This is a genomic window from Streptomyces sp. LZ34 (genome assembly GCF_053890475.1).
This window is the reverse complement of sequence record NZ_CM132680.1, coordinates 5,606,498-5,628,563: the sequence shown is the minus strand read 5'-3', so window position 1 is coordinate 5,628,563 and position 22,066 is coordinate 5,606,498. Positions and strand designations below refer to the sequence as shown.

Here is a 22,066-nt window from a genome sequence, read left to right as displayed (position 1 = left end):
AGGCTAGTGCAGGTTGAGTGTCCCGCCCGCAAAAGCCTTCCAGATTCCGACCGCGGCCCCCAGTTGGCCGACCAGCCAGGCGATCTGCACGGAGAGCGCTCGCATCTGGTAGATCGAAAGCAAGAGGCTGAATCGATTGGGCCAGAGTTGTCGCTCGCCGCTGAATGTTGCCGTGTCCATCGAGATACTCGTGAGCGTCAGGACAATGAGCATGAGTGAGGCGCTGAGGATCGCGTTGCCGAGTTCGGTGTCGGTAATGCGGTTGACCACGCCACCTACGCCGATGGGGATGGCATAGGCGATGGTCAGGCTCAATGCGCGCCCGGGGCCGCGGCGCCCGGGCAGCATGCGCCACAGGGCACCAAGGATGAGCCCCGCACCCGCCCATGCGATCTGCCAGGTGAGAAACCTCGCCACGATCTCGGGCAGCGCCGTGGGGCTGGCGCTCGTCTGCATGAGCTGCTTGGCACCTTTGAGGTACGTGGCCCACACGATGGCGGCACTGGCCGGAATCCCGAAGAGGAACGCCAGGCGTGCCGCATGCCGTGCGTTGTCCCACCAGCTGTCGTGCGGTCCCCAGCTCAGGGCCACGTCCACGACGGACACCTGATCGGGCAGACAGTCGCGGTCGCATCCGACGGGCCGCCAATGGCGCAGCCTGCGCAGCCGCTCCTCCAGCATCTCCCTGGTCGTCCCCTTTTCCGCGTGGCCTTGGTCCACCAGACGCAACTGGCTGTGCAGATTGCGGTACTCGTGGGCTTTCTCCAGCATGTCGCCACGGCCTTGCGCGGTCCCCAACGCCCCGGTGAGAAAGTCTCCTCCCGCCTGACTCAGCACCGACCATCGTCGGCCTACTGCCCGTACGGCGTAGAGAGCGGCGATGTTCAGCAGGAGCCAGACGACGAACAGCAAGGAGGAGCCGGCGAAGAGCGACTGCCTGGTCGCCACAACAATGGCGAAGACAAGGGAGGTCAGCCGCATGTCGTTCTGCGAAGGCCCCAGGGAGACCTGCTCCGGGTGGCGGTCGGCCTCTTTCTGCGCTGCTTTGGCACGGGCATTCAGCAGTGCCACGAGCGCGATGTCCGTCAGCACCCAGGTGTAGGCGTAGGCCCACTGAAGTCCGGTCGGTCCGAAGCCCACCAGAGCGTCTCGGAGGTACTTGGCGTGCTCGGAGCGGTACGCATCATCGTCATCGGAACTGAGCCAGGTGGCACGTTGCCAATTGAGGTCGGTGGACCGCCAGTATGAGACCAGCATAAACACCGCGATCACGCCCAGAAGCGCGCCGACGACTCCCACGCACCGGCCGGGCGCCCTGTTCCAGACATCCCTCCAGGATCTGGGGACCAACTGGCCTTCCCCGGCGAACCGCCATGCCCAAGCCGCCATCGCGGTCAGCCACAGCCACACCATGACCAGCTGAAGGACCATACGGCCGACGGCACCGGGGTCGGGCGGCGCCATCTCCCCGGGCAGATGGAAGCGTCGAGGGGTCACAATCACCAGCAGTCCGAGCGCGGCCACCGCTGCCGACGTCAGGATCGTGCCATGGGCCAACGTCCGACTCTGCCGGGCAGGATTTCCCGGCCCGGCCTGTGGAGCATCGGACGATGTGATGGCACACCATGGGCGGGCGCCGACGATGAGGGCCAGGCTTGCCGCGATGCCGAGCAAGGTCTGCCACACGGTGAATGAGCGGAGTTGTGGGGGGAGCAGTGCGAGGGTCAGGCCAAGTCCCGCGCTGAGCCCGGCCCACCACAGCAAGGCCGCCGGTGTCGGGTGGTCCTTGACGTCCCTGCTGGCTTCGCGGGTCCACCACCGGGGCCGTCGCGCGTGTGGCCGCGACGGCCCCGGTGGGGTGGTCGTACGCGGCTGGGTGCACCGCAAGGCCGTCGTCCTGGGGCCTGTGCCCACTGTGTGGGCCAGCCGCCGCGGCAGCTGCCGGCACCACGCCAGCCATGTCGGCCGGACCGACGGTTGCGTGCGGGTACGGAGCACCGCCACCGCGAACACCGCCGAGCCGCAGACCCACCAAAGGCCGATGCCCAGTCTGCTCCAGAAGGGCCGGTTGGCGCTGTTCAGAGCGAACGACGCGTGCCAGGGCGGAGCCAGGCCGACCGACACATCCTGCCGCGGCCGGCCTTTCCAGACCCAGGCCCGAGAGTCCTCGGTGGCGACTGATGCCTTCGGACGTGCGTTCTGAATACTGAGACCGCCCAGCTCGATTTCAGTTTTTGTCCACCGCGCTTCCTTCAGCGTTTTCGGTAGTTCCTTGCGTGGCAGGGTGACCCGCCAGAGGTCTTTTCCTTTATGGGCCTCGATACGCCAGGGGCCGATCCAGGTCGTCCCGAATTGATTGATCCAGGCATACGCCTCATAGTGAACCGTCACCCAGTCGCCGTCGGCAGTGACGCGAGGCATGTCGAGGCGCCATTCCTGCGCCCGGCGGGGCGGGAACGATTGTTCTCCGCGCAGCAAACAGCGCATCGCCTGTTGATAATGAATGGACTCCTCGCTGAGCGTCAGCGAATCCGCGAGAGACCACGCTGTGGGCACCTTGATCGTCGTGAGCGCATGCGCCTGGACGAACGTCTGACGGTGATGGGTGAACTGGATCCTGGCATCGACTTCGGAACCCCGGATTTCCCCGGTCGCGCAGTCACGGACCGCCGCGCGTACCTCCGCTGTCCACAGTCCCCACCACCCCACCACCACGATCACCAGCGCCAGCCAGCGCCACCACCGGATTGCCATCATCCTCTACTCCTACTCATGAGGTGAGGAGTGCCGACGGCAGACGCGCAGCAGAAGACCGATGTTCAACCCTGTTGGTTGCGCCCCGAACGGACTGCCCCGGATTGCGAGACCGTGTCCAGCGGCTTACGATCTACTGGGAGTGCATAGGCTGATCCGTAATCCATAGGAGAAGGCCATGGCCAATAAAAAGGCGACCGCTCAAAGGTTGACGCTTCCCCGATTCGAGGACGCCGAAGGGCTGGGTCCGCAAGACGCAGAATTCGTCCAGGATCTGATCGCGGTACTCAAGAAGCACGGAAACATCGACCGCTTCGGCCTGTGTCTGCTGCACGACCATTTCCCGCTCGCAGCAGACGAGGTTCTGGTCGAGACGAACGACCCGCAGGCTCGGACACTGAACACTCGCGTGGAGAAGGCGAGCCGGACCAAGCACATCAAGCCTTCGCAGTGGCGGTTCGTTCCGGACGTCGACCACTCGCGTGCTGCGGAGTTCGAAGGTCAGCCCTATCAGGCGATCCTGCAGTGTGACGTGCTCAGCCTGTGCCCAGGACGTAAGCGTTGACGGGCGGCGCGCGCCGGGGGTGACCGCGGCGGAGAGCCGCCCATCGGGCGGGTCAGGGTCGGCCGGTGCGGACCCCGCTGACGAATGCGGTCCACGCGGCGGGGGGTATGAGGAGGATGGGGCCGGTCTTGTCCTTCGAGTCGCGGACGCCGACCGCGGTGGTCAGGTCTGCGATCTCCACGCAGGCGCTCGGCTCTTGGCCGCTGTAGGACGACTTGAACCAGGTGAGGTTTGCGATCTCTACGCAGGCGCCTGCTTCCTGCGTGCTATAGGAGGACTTGAACCAGGTGCCTTCCGGGGGCGCGTCGATGGCGTGTTCGCATGATGGCATGGCTAGTCCAATTCCCTGGCTAGTCCTTCGATGCCGCTCACGAATGCGGCCCACGCGGCGGGGGGTATGAGGAGGATGGGGCCGGTCTTGTCCTTCGAGTCGCGGACGCCGACCGCGGTGGTCAGGTCTGCGATCTCCACGCAGGCGCTCGGGTCTTGGCCGCTGTAGGACGACTTGAACCAGGTGGCTTCTTTACGGACGTTCATGGCTATACCAACTCTCGTGCTAGTTCTTTGAGGAAGCGAGGCGTTTCCGTCGGAGGTAGTGCGCCCTCGCGCATGGCATCGAAGCGGCGGTTGTGGTTCCAGATCTCACTCTTCTTATCGGTGTAGCTGTTGGTGCGTGTGTCGAGTACGACGACTGAGTCGAGGTCGCCGTCGAAATCGAGAACGATGAAGTTGTCGCTTGCCCTGTACGTGGCCAGGGACTGTGGCAGGACTTGGACGGTCACGTTGTCGAGACTGCACAACTCGGCGATGGCCTCGTACTGCTCCCGCATGATCTCCGGGCCACCGATGACTCGGCGCAGCGCCGACTCGTCTAGGACGACCCGAAGTTCAACTGGGTCGTCCAGACGCGTGATGGCTTGCTTGCGTTCCATGCGTACGCGCGTGTTGTCCTCGACGAACGCCGTTGTCGTCTCCTCAACGGACTTCGCGGTCATGAACATCGCCCGTGCGTAGTTCTCGGTCTGCAACAGCCCGAAGACGACCTGCGCATTCCAGGCGCGCATCGCCCGGGCGTCCATCTCCAGCCCGATGAATGTGTGCAGGCCCGATGGCAACACGTTGCGGTAAGGGGTCCACCAATCCCTGGTGAGCGAGTCGCGGTGGAGTGTCAGCAGGGTCTCTCGGTCATCGATGTCCGTAATGCCGTAGCGGTCCAGCAGCGCCTCCATGTCAGCAACCCGGGGGAGGCTGTTGTTACCTGTCTCCACCCGGCTGAGCTTGGCCTCCGAGCATCCGAGCCCCTTGGCCGCCTCCAGGATGGTGAGGCCGTTCTTCTCGCGCAGGCGGCGAAGCTCTTTACCGAGTTCCCGGCGGCGGAACGTAGTACCTCGTCGTGCTGCCATCTGTGTTCCCTCCACGTGCCTCTGTAGGGCCTCAGCACGCTGCTGTGCCGAGTCTGCCATCCCCAGATCCCCCTGAAACAGCCCCTGTTGACGCAGCGGCATGTACCACTTTCACGATAGCGGCAGTTTAGCTTGCAAGTTAGACCGCAAGTGCAGAACAGTAGTTGAGGCACCGAGGGCCGGGTCGGGGCGGCGGCTGAAGCCAGCCGATCTCTGCGCCCGAAACACCGGTCTGCCCAGCAACTTCTCAGTGATGGGAGGCAGTCACATGGCCACTGTCATTACCGAGCTGAAACGCATGAGCGTTTCTGCCGCCACCAATCCGAAAAACGTTCGAGAGCTACTTCGCGCAGGCGTACGCACCCTCGTGGAGTGGGGCCTGAAAGGACTCGTGAGCGCGACTGGCCAGAGGTGGCACAGCGCGGAGTACCTGGCGGATCGCCCCGCCCGCACCCCCGTACCGCCGCCGAAGCCCGTTGCCGCGGAGTCCTTCGCCTCGTCCGCCGTCTGCTACGAGGACCCGCCGACGCTCGTCCTCCCGCGCGTCCCCGCGGCTGAGCGCTTCCCGATTGTTTGGGACGCCGACCCTGTGGGGTTGTACGTCCTCCGGTACGAGCGTGAGCGAGCGTTGGGAGTGGCGAGGTGAGCGCGGGGACACCTCCGCAGGAGACGCAGGGGGGTTCCGGCCCGCGCCCCACTCTCGAGGAGCTGGAGCAGCGCGCGGAGGCTCTGGCCAAGGCGATCCGCAAGCACCTGGAGCGGGGGGCACGGCGGTGAGGTCGTTGGTGGTGCGGGGCATGACCGCTGGAACTCGAGGCTGCGCGAAGTGCGAGGAGTGCACCGCGTTGCGCGAGAAGGCCAAGCAGGACGGGGATTACGACAAGGCGACCACGTACGAGATCTTGCGCCGCCGTCACCCGTCCCACGAAGCGCCGAGCCCTACCGCCCGTTGGGGGTTGCCCGCATGAGCCGGCCGACGCCGTACAGGGGCCCGAAGGTGGGCCAGGAAGCGTACGACGCTGCCACGGGGCGCGTGGGCGTCCTCCAGGACGTCTGCCACGTTGACGATCTCGCCTTCGACCACAGAATGTCGGGGCCCCGCGTCGCCTTCCTGCGTCCGGCTGAAGGTGGGCGGGAGTGGATGACCGACGCCGAGAACGTCAGGTTTCCGGCGGAGGCGAAGAAGCGTGACGTCTGCGACGAGTCACGGTGGGAGTGACGTCGGCAACGTCTGATCTTCCGTCCGGTGGGCGGGCGGTGGGGCACTGGTGTCCAACAGGGCGGCTTACCCGGAAGGCGGTCGGGGGTTGAGACGCATACCCCCTATCTGTGCTTTGCGGGGATTCGCCAGACCCCGACCTCATCGGCGGTCTACTGTACGGACACGCCACGCTACCCACCGCGGTCGCCTGAGGAGGAATCCTGTGTCATCGCCCTGCGACCCCCAGCACGCTCCCGTCGGTGATGTGGGTGCAGCGCTCATAATGATCGACTCTCGGCTCAAGAGCATCTACGACGGCAAGACCGAGGCCGACCCTGAACAGCAGGTGCTGATGGACCAGTTCACCGCGTCCCTGGGCCCCGGGGGAGCCGATGCGGTGCTGGACGGCGCGTGCACGCTCATCTTCATGTTCATGAAGTGGCTGCGGATGGCTTACGAGGACCACGACAAGGATGTCATCGAGTACGTGGTGCCCAACCTCGTGGCCACGATGCGCATGATGCCCAGGAGCGTCCGCCCCGAGGCCATCCCCACCATGGCCGGCCTGGTCATCGCCGCGGGCACCGGCCTGAGCCCCAACCTGTGGCGCAAACAGTACGGATACTGGACCAAGGACGAGATGACTCCCCTGGAAGCCACCGCCTTCCTGCTCGCGGAGCACATCAACCGCCTCACCGACGACCGCGACTTCGCCACCCGCATGATCGCCGAAGCTCTGTCCAGTGCGGATAAAGACTGACGTGCCGCATCCTTCACGAGAGCCCTCGGGCGGGGCCCAGGAGTAGCGCCAGGAGCTGTTTGGCGAACTCCTTCGGGTGTTCCGTGGCCCCCACATGCCCGCCCGGGAACTCCACGACCTCGCCGCCGAGCAGCTCCGCCAGCCGCCGGGCCGGCCCGTACAACGGCTCCTGTTCCCGTGAGTCCCGGCCGGCCGCCAGTGCCAGCCGGTTCGCGGCGGGGCGCAGGGCGGGGAGGTCGGGGGCGGTCGTGGTGAAGGGGCACAGTATGTGTTCCAGGAAGACGGGGAAGTTGGCGTGCATGCGCGCGGCCATCTCCTGGATCTCGGGCGGCAGTTCGGTCGGCCGGTCCGACGGCCGTCCCCCCAGCCCCTCGCTGAACCGCGCCATCGCCGCGCCGACCCCGTCCCTGCGCAACGTCTCGCGCACCTCGGCGAAGAGGCGGCGGTGCGGTGCGGGGGCCTCCAGGACCTCGATCAGCGGGGGCTCGTGGGCGACCACGCGGCGCAGTCGCTCGGGGTGGCGGGCCAGGAGGTCGAGCGCGACGATGGCGCCCGAGCTGCAGCCGAGTACGTACGCGTCCTCGTCCGGCGAGAGCAGTTCGAGCAGCCGGTGGGCGTCGTCGCTCCACACGTCCACCCGTTGGTCGGTGAGCGGGCCGTCGAGGGGGCTGCGGGAGAGGCCGTGTGGGTCGTACGAGACGACGGTGTAGTGGGCGGCGAGGTCGGGCGCCATTCCTTCGTACAGCCCGGCGTCGGCGGCGCCGCCGGGGATCAGCAGCAGGACGGGGCCGCTGCCGCGCGTCTCGTAGTAGAGGGTGGCGCCGGGGACCTTGAGGGTGCCGGTCGTGGGCTTGGGCATGGCTGGGCTCGCTTCTTTTCCTAGGATGTCTAGGTTTAACCTAGCACTCCTAGGTTGGGGGGGGGTGGGGGAATTTTCGGCGAGTAGACACGGCGCCGTGCCGGCGCCGCTCACGCCGCCCTGAACCACCTGCCCAGCGCATCGCGCAGGCCGTCGTCCGTCGTGCCCTGCCACGCGACGTAGCAGTCGGGGCGCAGCAGCAGCGCGGTGTCGAGTTCGGGGGCGGTCACGGTGTCGACGTGCGGAGCCCAGGGGCCCGTTTCGGCGGTGCCGGTGGGGTCCAGGAGGAGCGGGCGGCCGGTGCGGGTCGCCTCGCGCAGGCCCGGCAGGTCGGGCGCCCATCGGCCGACGAGGGGTCCGGTCGCCGGGCCCATGTCGTAGGTGATGTCCGCGCCGGACATCAGATGCGCGAGGTGCTGCCGTGTCGTGGGCTGGGCGAGCAGCTCGCCGAACAGTTCGCGCAACGCGGTCACATCGCCGCCCGGCCGGATCAGGAGCGACTGCGCCTGGGTGTGCATGGCCACGCGCCGCGCCGCCGGGGCCCGTTCCGACTCGTAGCTGTCCAGCAGTCCCTCCGGCGCGTGGCCGCGCAGCTCCGCGGCCAGCTTCCAGCCGAGGTTCACCGCGTCCTGAAGGCCCAGGTTGAGCCCCGGGCCGCCGATCGCCGAGTGCACATGCGCGGCGTCCCCGAGCAGGAAGACGCGGCCCGCGCGGTAGCGTGACGCGATCCGGGTGTTGCCGCCGAGCAGCCGCCTCACCAGGTGCGGCCCCGGGCCGGTCGGCGGAGTGAGCGGCACCTCCGCGCCGAGCACTCGGGAGGCGCTGGCCCGAAGCTCGTCGAGGGAGGCCTCGCCCTCGGCCGGCTGGTCCCACTCCATCGTCATGATCATCGGATCGCGGTCCGGGAACGGTACCCAGGCGATCAGGCCGTGCTCGGTGCGCAGGTGCTGGAGCGGCGGTACGACGCCGAAGCCCGGCACGACGAGGCCGCCATCGGGGCCGACCATGCCCGGGTCCACGCTCACTCGTCCGATGCGCGACACCGAGTCGTCGGTGGTCACGCCGGGAAAGTCGATCCCGGTGAGCTTGCGGACCGCGCTGTGCCCGCCGTCGGCGCCGACCAGGAACTCCGCTTCGACCGGCTCCCGCCCGCGCAGCTCGACCGTCACCGACTTCTCGTCCTGCGTCAGGCCGGTGACCTCATGGCCGCGGCGTATCTCGACGCCCAGTTCGGCGGCGCGCTCGGCGAGCATCTGCTCGATCCGGCGCTGGGGGACCATCAACGTGTACAGCGGGTTGTCCGGCAGATCGCTCAGCTCGAGCGGGAACGCGCCGAACACGAAATTGGGCCTGGGCTCGGGCGTGGCACCGGGCGCGGTCAGGCGCTCGTACAGTCCGCGCCGGTCGAGCATGCGCACCACCTGGCCGACCAGGCCGTTGGCGCGCTCCTCGGTGGACGGTTCGGTGAGGCGCTCCAGGACGAGCGGGCGCGCGCCGGCCAGGGCGAGCTCGCAGGCGAGCATCAGGCCATTGGGTCCGGCGCCCGCGATGACGACATCGATCATGAGCAGAGTCCTTTTCGGGCAGGAGGTATCGGCCCGGTCGGTCGCCGGGCTTTGCGCATGTATGCGCATGTAGGGGATGCCTACGGCGTGGGCAGTCCCGCCGCCATTTGGACGAAGGCGTCCGTGAGCAGGCGACTCACCGGCACCGGCGGGTCGGTACGCAGGTGGTGTTCCCTGGCAGCGTTCGTCGCGGCCATGACCGCGGCCGCGACGAGGTGCGGGTACAGGTCCTGTCGCAGGTCGGTGCCGGTGCGCTCGGCGACGGCCGCGGCGATTTCGGCCTCGGCGATGGCCCCGGCCCGCAGTATCTCGCCTTGCAGGGCCGGTTCTGCGAGCACCGCGCGCACCCCTGCCGTCCACCGCGCCGCGTCGGGAACGGGGTGAGCGGCCACCACGGCGTCCGGCTCGAACTGCGGCAGCACCGAGCGGGTGACCGCGTCCCACAGCGGCTCCGCCGGGCGCTCGCGCAGCGCCTCCGCGATGCGCAGGCACCGGTCGAGGTGGCGGGCGGCGATCGCCTCGCCCTTACTGGAGAAGTAGTTGTTGAACGTGCGCGGCGAGACCCCCGCGGCCTCGGCGATGTCCTCCACCTTGACGTTGTCGAACCCGCGCTCAACGGTCAGCCGGATCGCCGCCCAGCTGAGCGCCGCGCGGGTCTCGGCCTTCTTCTGCTCTCGCAGCCCCATGCCAAGCAAGGGTAGCGAAACTTGCGCGCCACGCAAAGATGCGTGGCGCGCAAGTTTTATCACCCCTACCCCTACCCCTACCCCTGGCCCACGGCCTCGGCCAGCGCCCGCATCCGCCGACGGAAGCCGTCGCCTTCCAGGGATCCGAACCACACGGCCAGATGGTCCGCGTCAACGGCCCGCCACGCCGCCACCTCCTCGCGCACCTCCCGTACGCCGCGCCTGTCGTCGTCCCAGCTGATCCGCGCCCCCGCGTTGATCTCCCGCCCGCCGCTCAGCTCCCGCAGCCTCGACCGGTGCTCGGCGAACTCCCGCGGGCCCAACCCCACCCCCTGCCACCAGTCGCCGACCTGGGCGGTCCGGCGCAGCGCGGCGTTCGAGTTGCCGCCGACGAGGAACGGGACGGGGCGCTCGGGTACGGGCTGGAAGACGGCGCGCTCGTCGAAGGAGTGGAACGCGTCCTCGTACGGCCCGCCGCCGCTCTCGTGCAGATGCCGGATCAGCCGCAGCGCGGCGGTCGTCCGGGCGCCCCGGGTCGTGAAGTCCGCCCCGGCGGCGTCGAACTCGTACTCCTCCCACCCGGCCCCCACCCCCAGGACGAACCGGTCGCCGCTCACCCGTGCCAGCGTCGCCGCCTGCCGGGCGACGAGCAGCGGGTCGCGCAGCGGCAGGATGAGGACGGAGGTGCCGAGGGTGACTCTGCGGGTGACCGCGGCGAGATACGAGAGCGTGGTCAGGGGTTCGTAGACGCCGCCGTACTTCTCCGGCCCGTATGGGCCGGGCGGCAGCAGATGGTCGGGCAGCCAGACGCCGTCGTATCCGAGTTGCTCGGCCTCCTGGGCGAGGCCGGCCAGCTCGTGGATGTCCGTCTCGGGTGACTCGGCGGGCAGGACGACGTGGAGTTGCACGGCGGGGCTCCTCGGTGCGCGGGGCGGCCGGGGTGGCGGCCCTTTGGAGCCTTTGTAGACCCTGACATCGATGCGAGGGTCAATGCGTCCGTCATGGTGTGCTGTGGCGGTAGCCGGCCACCTCGAGCGGATCGGGGAGCCGACAGGCGGTGGCCGTGCGGCCGGGGCCGGGGGCGTACATGACGTTGCGGTCCCCGATGTAGAGCTGGACGCCCCTGCGGCGCGCCGCGGGCACTGTCCTTTGTCTCCTCAGTGTAGGCGGCTCGCCTGCGCCTACGAGGCCGAAGGCGTGGGGCCGAGTCGTCTACCCGGCCCCAGGAGGATCACCTTGAGCTTTCCAAAGGAAAGTGGCTGTCCAGGGGGGTCGCGCTGCTATCTGCGCTGCCGTCGCCGGAACCTGTCATGACCGTGGGGAAATGGCTGTCGTTCGCCACTGCGAATGCTGTCGATTGCGCTGCGAGGCCGAGCGTAGCTGCCGCTGCTATCGTCAATGCAGCTATCGCCTTTCTGGTGCGGATCATTCCGGCTCCTCTGGGCAGGGGGATGATTTTCCATTTTGTAATGCAAATATGCGTGTGCGTATATTTGTTCGAGTATCTGGCTTGAACTGGTTAGTGCTTGGCGGAAAATTGGCCTGTATTCCCGCATGGATGGGGCCGATGCCAATGACCTCCCCTCCACGTCATTGGCATCGGCCCCACGGTCTCACCTCATGATCGGGTGATGGTGTCCACCCGTCCCCTCTAGCGGGCGCCACCCAAGGGGGCATGGCTCTCCTGGGTTTCGACCGTGCTCGGGTCGATTCCCTCCCCGCTGTCTTCCTTCTCGCCCTTCACCTTGCTGTCGGAGGTGAGAGGCTTGGGCGCCGGCGCGTGGCTCTCGTCTTGCACGACGAGAGGCTTGGGCGCCGGCGCGTGGCTCTCCTGCGGAATGAGGGGAGCGGGTGTCGGTGCGTGGCTCTCCTGCGGGACAAGCGGTGCAGGTGTCGGCGCGTGGCTCTCGAGAGGTCGGTAGCTGTCGGACTCGGGCTTCTTGTCTTGGGGCATCTGATCAACTCCATCGGGAAGGTCGGTGAGGGTCGTGACGCCCGCCCGGCAACTCCCCCGTGGGTTGCCGGACGGGCAGGTCAGGGGACGCTCACCCTAGTGGTGCGACTTCACAACCGACCCGTCTGCCCCCCGCGGGGACGGATCGACTGGTATTAGAGTTCCGGACGGCGATAAACGATTGATGAACGGTGAAGGCGCGAGGCGTTATGCGGCGGCCGCAGGCGTCAGGAGGCCGCGTACCTCGTCCGCCTCAGGCTTGCCCAATTGCTCGTGAATCGCGAGCGCTTCGCGCCAGCAGGCCTCCGCGCGGTCGGTCTGACCAAGTTCCAGCAAGGCCTTTCCGAGCACGGTCAGTACGATCGCGCGGCGCCACTCACCGCCGAAGCCACGCAAGGTGAGAGCTTGCTCCGCGTGCTGCGCCGCCTGCGTCGGCTGGCCCTCCAGGTAGGCCTCTGCGAGCCTCTGGTGAGCCATCGCCTCCCACATTGGTTGGCGGTTCTCGTGGAACAGGACGAGCGCTTCCGCCAACTCGTCAAGTGCCTCGGCAGTCCTCCCCGCGCTGGTGAGGGCCACGCCGAGGGCGTACTTCGCGTTGGCGAGGCGCAACGTGCGCCCTAGACGGGCATAGATCTCCACCCCTCGCCGTGCCAGGTCCACCGCGCTTGTCGGGCGTTGCATCTCGGTGTGCGTGCGGGCCAGGTTGCACACCGCGCTGGCCTCACAGGGGCGGTCGTCGGCGGCGCGGAAGGCTTCAATCGCCTGCAGAAAGTACTGTTCTGCCTCCTCCAGCCGCTTCTGGCTCAGCGCGATGATGCCGCGTTCCGTCAGGGATCGGCCGACAGGAAGGGGATCTTCGGCGGCAGATGTAAGCGAGAGGGCACGCTCGGCTTCTGCATCGGCCTTGTCGAATTTGCCGACCAGGCCGTACACCTTCGTGAGGCAAGTCCGCGCCCGCCCCTCCGCCTGCCGGTCCTTGGCGAGGCGCGCTGCGTTGCTGACCACTGCGGCCACGGCCTCGTAGCGAGGGGAGTTGGCTCCTGACTCTGCGAGGTCGATGGCAGCGGTCAACAGGTCGGTCGCGCGGCGCAGCTTCTTACCAGAGGCGGACTGCTGAGCGCATGCGAGCAAGCAGTCGGCTTCGGTGAACAGCCAGTCCAACGCGGCATCCTGGCCGGGGAAAGTCAGGCCGGGATGCTCCGTTGGGGCCAAGTGGTCGACCAGCCGGTCGCCTGGGCGTTCAAGGGCGTAGACCCGGCCAGCCGTGGCGAGGTAGAAGTCCAGCAGTCGCGAAAGCGCCTCCTCGCGGTCCGTCACTGGCTGGTCCCGTTCCGCACAGTCACGCGCGTAGAGGCGCACGAGGTCGTGGTAGCGATAGCGTCCGGGGGCGGCGGACTCCAACAGTGAGGCGTCGACAAGGGACTCGATGAGTTCCTCGGCGTCGAATGCCTCCATGTCCAGGACGACGGCCGCCGCGGCGAGCGAGATGTCCGGCCCGTCGGCGAGTCCTAGCAGCCGGAACGCCCTGGCCTGCTGGGCGTCGAGTTGGCCGTAGCCCAACTCGAAGGTTGCCCGTACGGCGAGGTCTCCGGCGCGGAGTTCGTCCAGTCGCCGCCGCTCGACGGCCAGCTTGCGTGCCAGAAAGGACACAGTCCATGTGCGACGAGAGGCCAGCCGGGATGCGGCGATGCGGATGGCCAACGGCAGGAATCCACACGCGGCCACCACGTCCATGGCCGCGTCGCGCTCGGTGGCGACCCGCTCCTCGCTCACGATGCGGGTGAAGAGGGCGAGCGCCTCCTCAGGGCTCATCACATCCAGGTCGACAAGGTGTGCACTTTCCAGGTCCACCATGCGGGTGCGGCTGGTGATAAGCGCGGCGCAGCCCTCCGTGCCTGGTAGCAGCGGCCGCACTTGCGCGGCATCGCGGGCGTTGTCGAGCAGCGCCAGCACACGGCGGCCGTCCAGTGTCGAACGGTAGAGGGCCGCGCGCTCTTCAACACCGTCGGGAATGGCGGAGTCGGGGGTGCCCAGCGCGCGCAGAAAGGCCCCCAGCACAGCCACAGGCTCGGCCGGGACAGGGCCGGCGCCCTGCAGATCGATGTAGAGCTGCCCGTCCGGGAAGTGGTGCCGGGCCGCGTGCGCCACGTGGACCGCCAGGGTCGTCTTGCCGACGCCGCCGATGCCGGCCACGGCTGACACGGCCATGACATGCCCCTCTGCCGTGGCGAGCTGGTCGCTCAGCTCACTGACGAAGGCGGCACGGCCGGTGAAGTCTGCCACCGTCGCCGGCAGCTGGGCGGGCCGGACGAAGGTGGGGCCGGCCGTCGCACGGGCGTCGGCGGGGGCGGCAAGGTCCGCGTCCGCCTGCAGAATCCGCTGCTGTAGCTCGGACAGCTCCGCACACGGGTCCGCGCCGAGTTCCTCGGCCAGCAGGCGCCTGGTGTCGTTGTACACGGCTAGTGCTTCGGCCTGCCTGCCGCTGCGGTACAGCGCCAGCATCAGCAGCTCGCGCAACCGCTCACGGAACGGATGTTGGGCGGTGAGGGCGGTGAGCTCGGAGACGGCCTCCCCGTGGTGGCCCAACTCCAGGTCGAGGTCAAGTCTCGTTTCCAGGAGAACGAGGTGCCATTCCGACAGCCGTACGCGCTGTGTCTCCGCATAAGGGCCCGACAGGCCGGCGAGGGGTTCGCCGGCCCAGAGATCCAGGGCTTTGCTGATGAGTTCGTGGGCACGGGCCCGGTCCCCGGAGTGTCGTGCTTTGTCTGTCTCCGCGGCCAACTGATCGACCGCGTCGGTGTCCAAGGCCCCCACACCGAAGCGGATGGCATAGCCCCCCGCTTCGCTGACCAGCAGGTCGGAGTCTGCTCCAAAAGCCTTGCGCAGTCGCGACGCGTACGTGCGCAGCGCGGCGATGGCCGCGTCCGGGGGGTCGTCGCCCCACAGGGCGTCAACCAGCTCCGGTGCTGTCGCGGTCCGCCCTCCGCGCAACAGCAGGGCTGCGAGCATGGCTTTCTGCTGTGGTGATCCGGTGGCGATCGGCTCCTCACCTCGCCATGCCCTTACTGGTCCGAGCACAGTGAAGCGCAAGGGCTGCTCCTGCCCCTGCCCCTTCTCGCCGGCCATGGTCTCCCCCTGCCTATGCCTCCCAGTTGCAGGGGCCAGTTTGCCTTGCCGGTGCCCCTTACGTCAGTAGGGGCATGGCCTCTCCACAATGCCCACCAGAGTTGCTGAAAGGTCACTCTGGTGGCAGTTCGTCAGTTCGACGGTGACTTTGAGCCAAGGGATCGCCTCCTGGAAGGGAGTCTCGATGGCCGAGAAGTAGATCCAGACTTCTGGGTAGGTCGGGTGTCCCCGTAGACAGCAACTGGCGTACCTCCTCAGGTTCCGGTGAGCCCAGTCGTTCGTATATGGCCCGCGCCTCTCGCCAGCACTCTTCCGCTCGGTTGTGTTGGCCCGTAGCCATGAGAGCCTTGGCCTGCACTGTGAGAAACGAGAAGCGCCGCCACTCGCCGCCGAGGCCGCCCAGCGCCAGCGACCGCTCGGCGTGGAACACCGCCTTGGCTGGACGGTTCGCGGCAAGGTGAGTTTCGGCCAGCCGGAAGTGTGCCATCCCCTCCCACAAAGGCTGGCGTGCTTCTCTGAAGATGCCGAGGGCCTGGGTGAGCTGAACGAGAGCTTCCTCCGGACGGTGGGCACGGGCCAGAGCTATCCCGAGCGTGTACATCGCATTGGCGAGTCTCAGCGGGGCGCCAAGCCTTCGATAGATGGCGAGCCCCTGCTCGGCCAGTTCCACGCCGGTCTGGGTACGTCCTTGGTTAACGTGAAGGCGTGCGAGGTTTGACAGCGCGCTCGCCTCACCGGCTTCATTGCCATCGGCGCGGAAGGCGTCCAGTGCCTGGCTCGTGTATCGCTCGGCATCTTCATACCGTCCCTGGCTGAAGGCGACGTTGCTGAGCTGACTGTGGGACCGGCAGGCGACCAGCGGGTCACCGCCCGACAACTCCCGTGCCCGCTGCAGCTCCAGGTCGGCTTGGGCGTATCGGCCGACGAAGCTGTACAGGTGTCCAAGAGCGGTACGTGCGCGGGCCTCGGTCCGGTAGTCACCCGCGGCGCGAGCTGCATCTCTGATCTCTCGAGCCGCGGTTTCATATTCGTGTGATTTGGCTCCGGACTCGGCGAGATCGAGCGCGGCCATTAGCAAGTCCGCCGCGCGTCGGCGCGTGTCGGCCCCGACGCAGTTGCGGGCACAGGTGATCAGACAGTCGGCTTCGGTGAACAGCCAGTCCAGCGCGGCGCTCGAAGAATCGAAGTGTAGGCCGGGGTGGGCGGTGGGCTCGAAATGGTGGATCGTCCTGTCGCCTGGCCGCTCCATCGCGTACACCCGAGCCGCCGTAGCCAAATAGAAGTCCAGCAGTCGCGACAGGGCTGCCTCGTGCTCCGAGACAGGTTGCTCGTCACGCTCCGCACAGGCCTTGGCATAGAGCCGCACCAAGTCGTGAAGGCGATAACGCCCCGGCCGTGGGGACTCCAGAAGCGAGATGTCAACCAGCGATGCGAGGAGGTCCCCGGCGGTGTCGACTTCCAAGTCGAGAATCGCGGCGGCGGCGGCCAGCGAAATGTCTGGCGCCCCAGCCAGCCCCAGCAGCCGGAACGCCCGCGACTGCCGTGGCTCCAGCTGCCCGTAGCCCAGCTCGAAGCTGGCCTTGACCGCCAGGTCCCCGGCCCGCAGCTCGTCCAGCCGCCGCCGCTCGTCGGCGAGCTTGCGGGCGAGGACGGAGACCGTCCAGGTGCGCCGGGAGGCGAGCCGGCAGGCCGCTATGCGGATCGCGAGCGGCAGGAAGCCGCAGGACGCCAGGACGTCCATGACCTCCTCGCGCTCGACGCCCGCCCGCTCCTCGCCGACGATCAGGGCGAAGAGGGCGAACGCCTCCGCCGCACTCATCACGTCCAGGTCGACGAGGTGGGAGCCTTCCAGGCCGGCCATGTTGGTCCGGCTGGTGATCAGCGCGGCGCAGCCGCGGGCGCCGTCGCCCGGGAGGAGTGGGCTGAGCTGGGCGGCGTCGCGGGCGTTGTCCAGGAGGACCAGGACCCGGCGGCCCTCCAGGGCCGAACGGTAGAGCGCGGCGCGCTCCTCGGCGCCGTCGGGGATGGCGGCGTCGGGGGTGCCCAGGGAGCGCAGAAAGGCGCCCAGTGCGGCTTCCGGCTCGGCGGGGGCGGGGCCCGCGCCGCGGAGGTCGATGTAGAGCTGGCCGTCGGGGAAGTGGCGGCGGGCGGCGTGTGCGACATGGACGGCGAGGGCGGTCTTGCCGATTCCTCCGGTGCCGGCGATGGCGAGCACGGCCTGCTCGCCGCCGTCGGCGGTCAGCAGTTCGCTCAGCTCCCGTACGGCGTCGGCACGGCCGGTGAAGTCGGCCACGGCGGCGGGCAGCTGGGCGGGACGCACGACGGAGGCGCCGGTGAGGGGGTGGTCGCGGAGTGTGTTCGGTTCCGCGAGTTCGGAGTCGCTGGGCAGGGCCTGTTGTCGGTGTCCGGGGGCGGCGTCATGGGAGACGGCGCCATGGGGAACAGGGCCACTGGACAGGGGGTCATTGGGGACAGCGGTGCCCGAGGCCGCGGTCTCGCGCCCGTCGGCGCCCCCCGGGGCGTCCCCGCGCTCCGTGGCGACCTCAGCGCGGCCGCCTCTTTCCAACTCCAGTTCGATCCGGGCCTCGGAGAGGGCGATCGCCGCCTCCTCGTCGCGCCAGGTGTCTTCCGACCCTGACGCGGTGCAACCCCCTTGATGCCCAAGCCGCTTGTCGCCGACCACGGTGCCCCCCGCACGTACTTTTCCCTGCACCGGCCAGTCTGCCCTGCCCCGGCTCATACGTCAGTAAAGAGTGCTCCTTGTCCAGGGTGGCTCCTAGTCGCCACCAGCGCGAAACAAGTAGCTGACGAACCGTCAGATCAGCGCTACCGTGACAGACATGGAGAGCTTCCCGAAGATAATCTCGGTGGACGACCACACGGTCGAACCCCCTCACGTCTGGCGGGACCGCCTCCCGTCGAAGTACCGGGACATCGCCCCCCGCATCGTGCGGGCGCCCCTGAAGGAGATGACCTTCGTCGGCGGCAAGTTCGCCCCGAAGATGGGCGCCCCCGGCGACGACGGCCCGATCGCGGACTGGTGGGTGTACGAGGACCTGTGCCGGCCGCTGACCCGCCTCGACACCGCCGTGGGATACAGCAGGGACGAGGTCAAACTCGAGGCCATCACCTACGAGCAGATGCGGCCCGGCTCCTTCTCCGTCCCCGACCGGCTCGCGGACATGGACGTCAACCACGTCCAGTCCGCCCTCTGCTTCCCGACCTTCCCCCGCTTCTGCGGGCAGACCTTCACCGAGGCCAAGGACCACGAGCTCGGCCTGCTCGCGCTGCGCGCGTACAACGACTGGATGGTGGAGGAGTGGTGCGGGCCCGAGGCGCAGGGGCGGCTGATCCCGCTCACCCTCATCCCGCTGTGGGACGCCGAGCTGGCCGCCGCCGAGGTGCGCCGCAACGCCGCGCGCGGGGTGCGTGCCGTCTGCTTCTCCGAGATCCCGCCGAACCTGGGGTTGCCGTCGGTGCACACCGACGCGTGGGACCCCTTCTTCGCGGCCTGCGACGAGACCGGGACGGTGATCGCCATGCACATCGGCTCGTCCTCCCGCATGCCCTCGACCTCGGCGGACGCGCCCCCGGCGGTCGGCTCCACCATCACCTTCGCCAACTGCTGCTTCTCGATGGTGGACTGGCTGATGAGCGGCAAGCTGGACCGGTTCCCCAACCTGAAGATCATGTACGCCGAGGGCCAGATCGGCTGGATCCCGTACATCCTGGAGCGCGCGAACGTGGTCTGGGAGGAGAACCGCGGCTGGGGCGGGGTGGCCGACAAGGTGCTGCGGCCGCCGTCCGAGCTGTTCGCGGAGCACGTGTACGGGTGCTTCTTCGACGACGCCTTCGGGCTGCGGAACCTGGACGCCATCGGGGTGGGCAACGTCCTGTACGAGACGGACTACCCGCACTCCGACTCGACCTGGCCCAAGTCGCGCGAGGTCGGCGAGGCCCAGATGGGCCATCTGCCGCAGGACGTCGTGGAGCGGATCGTGCGCGGCAACGCGATCGAACTGCTGGGGCTCACGAAGGACGGCCTCTGGGCCGGGCCCGGGGAGTGATCGCGGGCCGGGGCCCGGTGGGGCCCGGGGAGTGATCGGGGGCCGGGGCCCGGTCGGCCCCGGCTCGTCACATACGACGATGGCGGTCCGTCCGTACCGCGGTCGACCGCGAAGGAGGCGGCGGCGTGCGCATCCTGCCCGAAGGGCGGCTGAGCTACGGAATCCAGCTTCCGGTCCAGTCGCAGAGCACTATCTACGCCGAGCCGTGGGAGGTGCGGGCCGGCCCCGCCGACCTCGTCGAGCTCGCCCGCGCCGCCGACCGGCTCGGCTTCGCGTATATCGCGGTGTGTGACCACGTCGCGATCCCCAGACGGCTGGCCGACGCCATGGGCACCGTCTGGTACGACCCCGTGGCCACCCTCGCCTACCTGGCCGCCGCGACCGAGCGGGTGCGGCTGCTCAGCCATGTCGCGGTCGCCGCGCTCCGGCACCCGCTGCTGAGCGCCAAGCAGTACGCCACGCTCGACCACCTCAGCGGCGGGCGGCTGATCCTGGGGGTCGGGGCCGGGCACGTACGGGAGGAGTTCGAGGCGCTCGGGGTGGACTTCGCCGCGCGCGGCGCCCTCCTGGACGAGACGGTCGACGCGCTGAAGGCCGCGCTGGGGCCGGAGACGTTCCCCGAGTTCCGTGGCGAGCGGTTCGCGTTCGCCGGGCTCGGGCAGGCCCCGCGCCCCGTACAGACGCCGCGGCCGCCGGTCTGGGTGGGCGGGTCCTCGGCCGCGGCGGTGCGCCGGGCGGCGGTCCGGGGGGACGGCTGGCTGCCGCAGGGCGATCCGCGGGACCGGCTGCCGGGGCAGATCGCCCGGCTGCGGGAGCTGCGCGAGCGGGCCGCCCGGCACGACCCGGGCTGCGCCGAGCCCGCCGAGATCGGGGCCATCGCGGAGCCCCTGTACGTGGGCGCCCCCGGCTGGGAGGTCGGCCGGCGGACGCTGACCGGCGCGCCGGACCGGCTCGCCGAGTCGCTGCGCGCGTACGCGGCGATGGGGGTGGACCAGATCCAGGTGCGGTTCCGCTGCCGCGACCGGGACGAGCTCATCGACCAGATGGCGGCCTTCGCCGCCGATGTCGCTCCGCATCTCAATGACTGACCGCATCTCAATGACCAGGAGGCACAGTGGGCAAGCTGGACGGGCGGGTCGTCATCATCACGGGTGCGGCCCGCGGACAGGGCGAGCAGGAGGCACGGCTGTTCGTCGCCGAGGGCGCGCGGGTCCTGCTCGGCGATGTGCTGGACGAGCAGGGCGAGGCGCTCGCCAAGGAACTGGGGGACGCGGCCCGGTACATACACCTGGACGTGGGGCGGGAGGAGGACTGGGCCGCCGCCGTCTCGGCCGCCAAGGACGCCTTCGGCGGGCTCGACGGGCTGGTCAACAACGCGGGCATCCTGCGCTTCAACGAGCTGGTCGGCACCCCGCTGGAGGAGTATCTGGCGGTCGTCCAGGTCAACCAGGTCGGGGCGTTCCTCGGGATGCGGGCGGTGGCGCCGGAGCTGGAGGCGGCGGGCGGCGGGACGATCGTGAACACCGCGTCGTACGTCGCGCTGTCCGGCATGGCGTTCCTGACCTCGTACGCCGCGACCAAGGCCGCTGTCGTCGGGATGACGCGGGTGGCCGCGATGGAACTGGCGCCGAAGGGGATCCGGGTCAACGCGATGTGCCCCGGGGCGGTCGACACGCCGATGACCAACCCCGCCCAGCTCGACCCGGGCGCCGACCTCGCCGAGGCGTCGGCGGCGGTGGACGAGCTGTACAAGAAGCTGGTGCCGCTCGGGCGGATCGGGCGGCCGGAGGAGGTCGCCCGGCTGGCGCTGTTCCTGTCCTCGGACGACTCCTCGTACATCACCGGCCAGCCGTTCGTGGTGGACGGCGGATGGCTGGCGGGGGTCTCCGTCTTCTGACGCGGTCTTCCGCGGGCTGCCCTTGACGGTCCAACCTCGCGGTGTCAGAGTCAATCAGAATCTGACGGAGCGTCAGATAGAACTTGAGGCGGTGACCCTCCATGGAATTCGGACTCTTTGTGCAGGGATATGTGCCCAGGAGTCGGCAGGAGGCCGACCCGGAGGCCGAGCACCACGCACTGATCGAGGAGACCGAGTACGTCATCCAGGCGGACCGGTCGGGATTCAAGTACGCGTGGGCCTCCGAGCACCACTTCCTGGAGGAGTACTCCCACCTGTCGGCCAGCGACGTCTTCCTCGGCTACCTCGCGCACGCGACCGAGCGGATCCACCTGGGCTCGGGGATCTTCAACCCGCTGCCCCAGGTCAACCACCCCGTCAAGGTCGCCGAGAAGGTCGCCATGCTCGACCACCTCTCCGGCGGCCGCTTCGAGTTCGGGTCGGGGCGCGGGGCGGGCAGCCACGAGATCCTCGGGTTCCTGCCGGGGGTGACCGACATGAACCACACCAAGGAGATCTGGGAAGAGACGATCGCCGAGTTCCCCAAGATGTGGCTCCAGGACGAGTACCAGGGCTTCACGGGCACACACTGGTCGCTGCCGCCGCGCAAGGTGCTGCCGAAGCCGTACGGGGCCTCGCACCCGGCCATGTGGTACGCCGCCGGGTCGCCGTCCTCGTACGCGATGGCGGGGAAGAAGGGGCTCGGCGTGCTCGGCTTCTCCATCCAGAAGGTCTCCGACATGGAGTGGGTCCTCGACTCGTACAAGAACGCCGTCAAGGAGGCCGAGCCGGTCGGCGGCTTCGTCAACGACAACGTGATGGTGACCTCCACGGCGATCTGCGCGGAGACCCACGCCAAGGCGGTCGAGATCGCGGTGGGCGGCGGGCTCAACTATCTCCAGTCGCTGCTGTTCCGCTACCACGACACCTTCCCGCGGCCGGAGGGCATTCCGGAGTGGCCCGAGCTGCTGCCCGAGTACACCGAGGAGATCATCGAGCTGCTGATCGCCGAGGAGCTGATGATCTGCGGCGACCCGGACGAGGTCTTCCAGCAGTGCAAGCGGTGGGAGCAGGCGGGCGCGGACCAGCTGTCCTTCGGGCTGCCGATCGGGATCGGCAGTGAGGACACCATGAACACGATCAAGCTGATCGGCGAGCACGTGATCCCGAAGATCGACACCGACCCGGTGCACCGTACGACCCGCTTCCGCCAGACGGCCCGCGACTGA

General features: G+C 68.6%; 23 protein-coding genes. 10 read left to right on the top strand and 13 right to left on the bottom strand.

What is annotated here, in order from left to right:
• Window positions 1-3: 3 nt before the first annotated feature.
• A complete protein-coding gene (locus ACWY4P_RS22425) occupies window positions 4-2,757 on the bottom strand; it encodes a DUF6185 family protein (protein WP_456212335.1) in 2,754 nt (917 codons plus the stop codon).
• Between the two features lie 175 nt (window positions 2,758-2,932).
• On the opposite strand from ACWY4P_RS22425, the gene ACWY4P_RS22420 reads away from it, so the two are divergent.
• Window positions 2,933-3,319, top strand: coding sequence for a hypothetical protein (locus ACWY4P_RS22420; protein WP_456212334.1), 387 nt, complete (start codon window positions 2,933-2,935; stop codon window positions 3,317-3,319).
• Window positions 3,320-3,371: 52 nt separating this feature from the next.
• Here ACWY4P_RS22420 and ACWY4P_RS22415 read toward each other — a convergent pair whose 3' ends face one another.
• The 3 genes from ACWY4P_RS22415 to ACWY4P_RS22405 are packed head-to-tail and all read right to left on the bottom strand — an operon-like array spanning window position 3,372 to window position 4,722.
• Window positions 3,372-3,650 (bottom strand): DUF397 domain-containing protein, encoded by a 279-nt coding sequence (locus ACWY4P_RS22415; protein ID WP_456212333.1) that lies wholly within the window; start codon window positions 3,648-3,650, stop codon window positions 3,372-3,374.
• Between the two features lie 2 nt (window positions 3,651-3,652).
• The gene (locus tag ACWY4P_RS22410) at window positions 3,653-3,856 is read right to left on the bottom strand and encodes a DUF397 domain-containing protein (RefSeq protein WP_456212332.1); all 204 of its coding nucleotides are present in this window, start codon (window positions 3,854-3,856) and stop codon (window positions 3,653-3,655) included.
• Window positions 3,857-3,858: 2 nt separating this feature from the next.
• Window positions 3,859-4,722 (bottom strand): helix-turn-helix domain-containing protein, encoded by an 864-nt coding sequence (locus ACWY4P_RS22405; protein ID WP_456212331.1) that lies wholly within the window; start codon window positions 4,720-4,722, stop codon window positions 3,859-3,861.
• Between the two features lie 268 nt (window positions 4,723-4,990).
• On the opposite strand from ACWY4P_RS22405, the gene ACWY4P_RS22400 reads away from it, so the two are divergent.
• From ACWY4P_RS22400 to ACWY4P_RS22380, 5 genes are all read left to right on the top strand, one after another.
• Window positions 4,991-5,368 (top strand): hypothetical protein, encoded by a 378-nt coding sequence (locus tag ACWY4P_RS22400; protein WP_456212330.1) that lies wholly within the window; start codon window positions 4,991-4,993, stop codon window positions 5,366-5,368.
• Entirely contained in the window at window positions 5,365-5,499 is a 135-nt protein-coding gene (locus tag ACWY4P_RS22395; protein WP_456212329.1) for a hypothetical protein, read from the top strand. Before ACWY4P_RS22400 ends, ACWY4P_RS22395 begins: the two co-directional genes overlap by 4 nt.
• Window positions 5,500-5,519: 20 nt before the next feature.
• Window positions 5,520-5,690 (top strand): hypothetical protein, encoded by a 171-nt coding sequence (locus tag ACWY4P_RS22390; RefSeq protein ID WP_456212328.1) that lies wholly within the window; start codon window positions 5,520-5,522, stop codon window positions 5,688-5,690.
• Window positions 5,691-5,719: 29 nt separating this feature from the next.
• Window positions 5,720-5,941, top strand: a complete 222-nt coding sequence (locus tag ACWY4P_RS22385; protein ID WP_456212327.1) for a hypothetical protein — start codon at window positions 5,720-5,722, stop codon at window positions 5,939-5,941.
• 205 nt (window positions 5,942-6,146) lie between these two features.
• Window positions 6,147-6,683: a hypothetical protein gene (locus ACWY4P_RS22380; protein ID WP_456212326.1), complete on the top strand. Its 537-nt coding sequence runs from the start codon at window positions 6,147-6,149 to the stop codon at window positions 6,681-6,683.
• A 13-nt stretch (window positions 6,684-6,696) separates the two neighbouring features.
• Here ACWY4P_RS22380 and ACWY4P_RS22375 read toward each other — a convergent pair whose 3' ends face one another.
• From ACWY4P_RS22375 to ACWY4P_RS22335, 9 genes are all read right to left on the bottom strand, one after another.
• Window positions 6,697-7,542 (bottom strand): alpha/beta fold hydrolase, encoded by an 846-nt coding sequence (locus tag ACWY4P_RS22375; protein WP_456212325.1) that lies wholly within the window; start codon window positions 7,540-7,542, stop codon window positions 6,697-6,699.
• Window positions 7,543-7,652: 110 nt separating this feature from the next.
• Window positions 7,653-9,107: an FAD-dependent monooxygenase gene (locus ACWY4P_RS22370; RefSeq protein ID WP_456212324.1), complete on the bottom strand. Its 1,455-nt coding sequence runs from the start codon at window positions 9,105-9,107 to the stop codon at window positions 7,653-7,655.
• Between the two features lie 80 nt (window positions 9,108-9,187).
• The gene (locus tag ACWY4P_RS22365) at window positions 9,188-9,793 is read right to left on the bottom strand and encodes an acyl-CoA-like ligand-binding transcription factor (RefSeq protein WP_456212323.1); all 606 of its coding nucleotides are present in this window, start codon (window positions 9,791-9,793) and stop codon (window positions 9,188-9,190) included.
• Between the two features lie 77 nt (window positions 9,794-9,870).
• A complete protein-coding gene (locus ACWY4P_RS22360) occupies window positions 9,871-10,701 on the bottom strand; it encodes a TIGR03619 family F420-dependent LLM class oxidoreductase (protein WP_456212322.1) in 831 nt (276 codons plus the stop codon).
• 91 nt (window positions 10,702-10,792) lie between these two features.
• Window positions 10,793-10,936: a hypothetical protein gene (locus tag ACWY4P_RS22355; RefSeq protein WP_456212321.1), complete on the bottom strand. Its 144-nt coding sequence runs from the start codon at window positions 10,934-10,936 to the stop codon at window positions 10,793-10,795.
• 88 nt (window positions 10,937-11,024) lie between these two features.
• Window positions 11,025-11,222, bottom strand: coding sequence for a hypothetical protein (locus tag ACWY4P_RS22350; RefSeq protein ID WP_456212320.1), 198 nt, complete (start codon window positions 11,220-11,222; stop codon window positions 11,025-11,027).
• 222 nt (window positions 11,223-11,444) lie between these two features.
• Window positions 11,445-11,591, bottom strand: a complete 147-nt coding sequence (locus ACWY4P_RS22345; RefSeq protein WP_456212319.1) for a hypothetical protein — start codon at window positions 11,589-11,591, stop codon at window positions 11,445-11,447.
• 363 nt (window positions 11,592-11,954) lie between these two features.
• Complete coding sequence (locus tag ACWY4P_RS22340; RefSeq protein ID WP_456212318.1) at window positions 11,955-14,873, bottom strand: AfsR/SARP family transcriptional regulator; 2,919 nt, start codon at window positions 14,871-14,873, stop codon at window positions 11,955-11,957.
• Window positions 14,874-14,985: 112 nt separating this feature from the next.
• Window positions 14,986-17,556, bottom strand: coding sequence for a tetratricopeptide repeat protein (locus ACWY4P_RS22335; protein WP_456212317.1), 2,571 nt, complete (start codon window positions 17,554-17,556; stop codon window positions 14,986-14,988).
• 157 nt (window positions 17,557-17,713) lie between these two features.
• Between ACWY4P_RS22335 and ACWY4P_RS22330 the strand changes: the two genes are divergently transcribed.
• The 4 genes from ACWY4P_RS22330 (at window position 17,714) to ACWY4P_RS22315 (ending at window position 22,066) form a co-directional block, all read left to right on the top strand.
• Window positions 17,714-18,940: an amidohydrolase family protein gene (locus ACWY4P_RS22330; RefSeq protein WP_456212316.1), complete on the top strand. Its 1,227-nt coding sequence runs from the start codon at window positions 17,714-17,716 to the stop codon at window positions 18,938-18,940.
• 125 nt (window positions 18,941-19,065) lie between these two features.
• Complete coding sequence (locus ACWY4P_RS22325) at window positions 19,066-20,028, top strand: TIGR03619 family F420-dependent LLM class oxidoreductase (protein WP_456212315.1); 963 nt, start codon at window positions 19,066-19,068, stop codon at window positions 20,026-20,028.
• Window positions 20,029-20,054: 26 nt separating this feature from the next.
• Complete coding sequence (locus ACWY4P_RS22320) at window positions 20,055-20,837, top strand: SDR family NAD(P)-dependent oxidoreductase (protein ID WP_456212314.1); 783 nt, start codon at window positions 20,055-20,057, stop codon at window positions 20,835-20,837.
• Between the two features lie 101 nt (window positions 20,838-20,938).
• Window positions 20,939-22,066, top strand: a complete 1,128-nt coding sequence (locus ACWY4P_RS22315) for an LLM class flavin-dependent oxidoreductase (protein ID WP_456212313.1) — start codon at window positions 20,939-20,941, stop codon at window positions 22,064-22,066.

Excerpts from the sequence above, each read along its gene's own strand:
- ACWY4P_RS22420 (WP_456212334.1), top strand. The coding sequence starts at position 2,933 with ATGGCCAATAAAAAGGCGACCGCTCAAAGGTTGACGCTTCCCCGATTC.
- ACWY4P_RS22330 (WP_456212316.1), top strand. The coding sequence starts at position 17,714 with ATGGAGAGCTTCCCGAAGATAATCTCGGTGGACGACCACACGGTCGAA.
- ACWY4P_RS22405 (WP_456212331.1), bottom strand. The coding sequence starts at position 4,722 with ATGGCAGCACGACGAGGTACTACGTTCCGCCGCCGGGAACTCGGTAAA.
- ACWY4P_RS22315 (WP_456212313.1), top strand. The coding sequence starts at position 20,939 with ATGGAATTCGGACTCTTTGTGCAGGGATATGTGCCCAGGAGTCGGCAG.
- ACWY4P_RS22370 (WP_456212324.1), bottom strand. The coding sequence starts at position 9,107 with ATGATCGATGTCGTCATCGCGGGCGCCGGACCCAATGGCCTGATGCTC.
- ACWY4P_RS22410 (WP_456212332.1), bottom strand. The coding sequence starts at position 3,856 with ATGAACGTCCGTAAAGAAGCCACCTGGTTCAAGTCGTCCTACAGCGGC.
- ACWY4P_RS22415 (WP_456212333.1), bottom strand. The coding sequence starts at position 3,650 with ATGCCATCATGCGAACACGCCATCGACGCGCCCCCGGAAGGCACCTGG.
- ACWY4P_RS22365 (WP_456212323.1), bottom strand. The coding sequence starts at position 9,793 with ATGGGGCTGCGAGAGCAGAAGAAGGCCGAGACCCGCGCGGCGCTCAGC.
- ACWY4P_RS22390 (WP_456212328.1), top strand. The coding sequence starts at position 5,520 with ATGACCGCTGGAACTCGAGGCTGCGCGAAGTGCGAGGAGTGCACCGCG.
- ACWY4P_RS22350 (WP_456212320.1), bottom strand. The coding sequence starts at position 11,222 with ATGATCCGCACCAGAAAGGCGATAGCTGCATTGACGATAGCAGCGGCA.
- ACWY4P_RS22340 (WP_456212318.1), bottom strand. The coding sequence starts at position 14,873 with ATGGCCGGCGAGAAGGGGCAGGGGCAGGAGCAGCCCTTGCGCTTCACT.
- ACWY4P_RS22400 (WP_456212330.1), top strand. The coding sequence starts at position 4,991 with ATGGCCACTGTCATTACCGAGCTGAAACGCATGAGCGTTTCTGCCGCC.
- ACWY4P_RS22375 (WP_456212325.1), bottom strand. The coding sequence starts at position 7,542 with ATGCCCAAGCCCACGACCGGCACCCTCAAGGTCCCCGGCGCCACCCTC.
- ACWY4P_RS22425 (WP_456212335.1), bottom strand. The coding sequence starts at position 2,757 with ATGATGGCAATCCGGTGGTGGCGCTGGCTGGCGCTGGTGATCGTGGTG.